This is a genomic window from Variovorax sp. P4_D9 (genome assembly GCF_056401695.1).
This window is the reverse complement of the sequence record NZ_JBFUIU010000941.1, coordinates 1-3,219: the sequence shown is the minus strand read 5'-3', so window position 1 is coordinate 3,219 and position 3,219 is coordinate 1. Positions and strand designations below refer to the sequence as shown.

4 protein-coding genes are annotated in these 3,219 nt (G+C 63.6%); 3 read left to right on the top strand and 1 reads right to left on the bottom strand.

Translation table 11 applies throughout. The annotated features are described in order from the left end of the window. The first annotated feature begins 230 nt into the window (after nucleotides 1-230). The gene (locus AC1DY5_RS48725) at nucleotides 231-1,130 is read left to right on the top strand and encodes an MBL fold metallo-hydrolase (RefSeq protein ID WP_478121517.1); all 900 of its coding nucleotides are present in this window, start codon (nucleotides 231-233) and stop codon (nucleotides 1,128-1,130) included. Between the two features lie 4 nt (nucleotides 1,131-1,134). Continuing rightward, entirely contained in the window at nucleotides 1,135-1,533 is a 399-nt protein-coding gene (locus AC1DY5_RS48720) for a nuclear transport factor 2 family protein (RefSeq protein WP_478121516.1), read from the top strand. 59 nt (nucleotides 1,534-1,592) lie between these two features. Here AC1DY5_RS48720 and AC1DY5_RS48715 read toward each other — a convergent pair whose 3' ends face one another. Further along, entirely contained in the window at nucleotides 1,593-2,507 is a 915-nt protein-coding gene (locus AC1DY5_RS48715) for a LysR family transcriptional regulator (protein WP_478121515.1), read from the bottom strand. 129 nt (nucleotides 2,508-2,636) lie between these two features. Between AC1DY5_RS48715 and AC1DY5_RS48710 the strand changes: the two genes are divergently transcribed. After that, nucleotides 2,637-3,219: pirin family protein (locus AC1DY5_RS48710; protein WP_478121514.1), on the top strand; the 583-nt coding region annotated here is incomplete at its 3' end.

Here is a 3,219-nt window from a genome sequence, read left to right as displayed (position 1 = left end):
AGCCCGTATCGATCAAGCGAAGGCGTTGATGCGGGAGTTCAGCGCTTGTGGTGTGCCCACCCTGATCGCCGAAGCCGGTGCCAAGCGCTGGATGGTGAATCCCGGCGTCGCCTATTCCAACCCCGGTGCACTCATCAGTCAGTTGGAAACGGCATGAGGCGCATGTCTACCCGAGCCCTTGTAGGAATCGATCCTGCAAACCCCTTGTAACTATGTAGAAGGCAGAAGCCATGACAACACGCAGAGAACTGATTGAAACCGTAGCCGCCGCGGGTGTCGCGACGGCCATCCTAGGAGTGAAGAGCGCTATGGCTGCAAATACCGTATTGACCTGGAAGCATTTTCCCGCTGGCGAGAATGGATTCTTCCGTGCCCCGGTGCTGATTTCCGGCGCACGCGATGCCGTGTTGATCGATGGGGGCTTTACCCTCTCGGACGGCAAGGCGCTCGCCGAGGCCATCAAGAGCAGTGGCAAGAACCTGACCACCATCTACATCAGCCAGAGCGACCCTGACTACTATTTCAGCCTGGCGCCCATCAAGGCGGCGTTTCCCGCGGTGAAGGTGATCGCCGCGTCGGCCACGATTGCGGCCATCAAGGGCAACGTGGACAAAAAGCTCGCGACCTGGGGGCCGCAGCTCAAGCAAAACGGCCCGCAGACCCTGGCGGACATCGTGATGCCCGAAGCCTTCGATGGCCGTAGCCTCACCCTGGAAGGCCAGGCCATCGAGATCGTCGAAGCCGAGGGTCTTGCCAATCGCCGCTATGTCTGGGTGCCTTCGCTCAACGCCATCTTCGGCGGCGTGCTGTTGTTCTCGGGTGTCCACGTCTGGACCGCGGACACACAAGGCGCCGAAGCTCGCGCCGCGTGGATCAAGAACCTCGACGCCATGGCGGCGCGCAAGCCCGCCGTCGTGGTCCCCGGCCACATGGCCCCCACTGCGGCGACCGATGCATCGGCCATCCAATACACGCGCGACTACCTCGTGGCGTTCGAAGAAGAGCTTGCAAAGGCCAGCGACAGTGCCACCCTCATCGCAGCCATGACCAAGCGTTATCCGAATGCCGGCATGGCCATTGCGTTGCAGATCGGCGCCAAGGTCGCCAAAGGCGAGATGAAGTGGGGTTGAGTCCATGACCTCCAATCTCGACGTCATTCGCGCGACCTACGAAGGCCCGTCCGAGGAGAACGGCAAGCATTTGCTCGCTGCTCTGGCGCCCGACGCCACGTGGACCGAGGCGGCCGGCTTCCCCYATGCCGGCACCTACACCGGCCCCGAAGAAATCTTCACCAAGGTGTTTCGGAGACTGGCGACCGAGTGGGTAGGGTACAAGGCGRTGGTGCACACCTACCTGGCCGACGGCGACCGCGTCGCGGCCTTCGGGGTGTACTCCGGCACCTATGCGAAAACCGGTAAATCCATGAGCGCCACCTTCGCCCATCTCTATCGGCTCAATGACGGCAAGATCGTGAGCATGGAGCAGTATGTCGACAGCGCGATGGTGCAGCAGGCGCTGACGACTTCGAAATAGCGGTTCGAAGGGGGAAAGTTTCAATCGGCCTCTCGGAGTGGTCGGAGATGGGCTTTCCGTCACGCGCGATGCGACGCTGCAGTCGATGCGTTGAGCTTCTCCACCACCAGATCGATGAACGCCGACACAGCCAGCGGCAGATGCCGTCGGCTGGGGTAGAGCACGTTAAGGCCATGACCCCTGCATCGATATTGCGCGAGCACAGGCACGAGCCGGCCCGCCTGAAGGTCGAACCCGGCAATCGTATGCGGCAGCAGTGCGATCCCGAGCCCGGCCACCGTCGCCTTGCGCAGCGCCTGCGCGGTGTTGCCGCTGAATCGGGTGGCGACCTGGATTTCCTCTTCGACGCCATCAGGCCCGGTCAGTCGCCATGTCGCGTGCCCGCTGGGATGGGCAAAGCTCACGCAGTCGTGCTCCACCAGGTCCTGCAACTTTTCGGGTGAGCCGTGGGCGGCAACGTATGCGGGGCTGGCCACCAGCATGTCGTTGCCGTCGGGCAGCACCTGCCGGGCGACGTAACCCGAGTCGCGAAGCTGCCCGCCGCGGAATGCCACGTCGATCCGCTCGGCGATCAGGTCGGCTTTCTCGTCGCTGAGCACGAAGTCCAGGCGAACGCGCGGATGCGCAGTCAGGAAAGCCGTCACCCATTCCATCTGGAAGAAGTCGAAGAAGTCCGCCGGTGCGGCGACCCGCACCAGGCCGCTGGGCTCCGCGCTGCCGGTCGTCAGTTCCTGGCCGGCGTCAATCAAACCGTCCACCGAACTCGCGCAGCGCTCGTGGAATGCAGCGCCAGCACTGGTGAGCGTGAGTTTGCGGGTCGATCGCTGCAGCAGACGCGTGCCGAGTTGCCCCTCCAGCGCCTGGATGCGCCGGCTGACCGTGTTGGGCGGTATGCCGAGACGTCGCGCAGACGCCGCGAAGCTCCCGCTGCGTGAAACCTGCACGAAGAGCGCGATGTCGTTCAAATCCACCATGGCGCCGAGATTACTTTGAAAAATGGACGAGTTCAACTCAATTGCACCGTCTAGTCGCGCAATGACCTCGGACCTACGCTTCATCCATCGGCCAGGAAGGCCATCCACCGACCTCAAGGAGCAACTGCAATGACCCTCGCAACCCGCACCGAAACGCGCGCCATCGTCCACCGGACCCGCGGCAGCGTGCACGGGCCCATCACGCGGCTCATGAGCCCAGGCGACCTCGGCATGTTCCTGAAGCCATTCGTGTTTCTGGACCTCATCCGCTCCACGGCGTTGACGGGACAGAAATTCGGCATGCACCCGCACTCGGGCATCGCGACACTGACCTTTCTGCGCAAGGGGGATGTGAACTATGAAGACACGACCGGCAAGAAGGGCGTGCTGCCCGCGGGCGGCGTGGAGTGGATGCGCGCGGGCAACGGCGTATGGCACACCGGCGCGCCGGTCGAGGGCTCTCCCATGCTGGGCTTCCAGCTCTGGGTGGCCCTGCCGGCTTCTGAGGAAAACGCGCCTGCGGAAAGCCTGTACCTGGCGCCATCCGAGATCGCGGACGAAGGCCCGGCGCGCGTGTTGCTCGGACGCTATGGTGCGGCGAAGAGCCCGATTCCAGCGCCTGCGGACATGAACTACCTCGCAGTCCGCCTGAAAGACGGCGAGCGTTGGACGTATGCGACGCCCGCCGGCCACACGGTGGCATGGTTGGCAG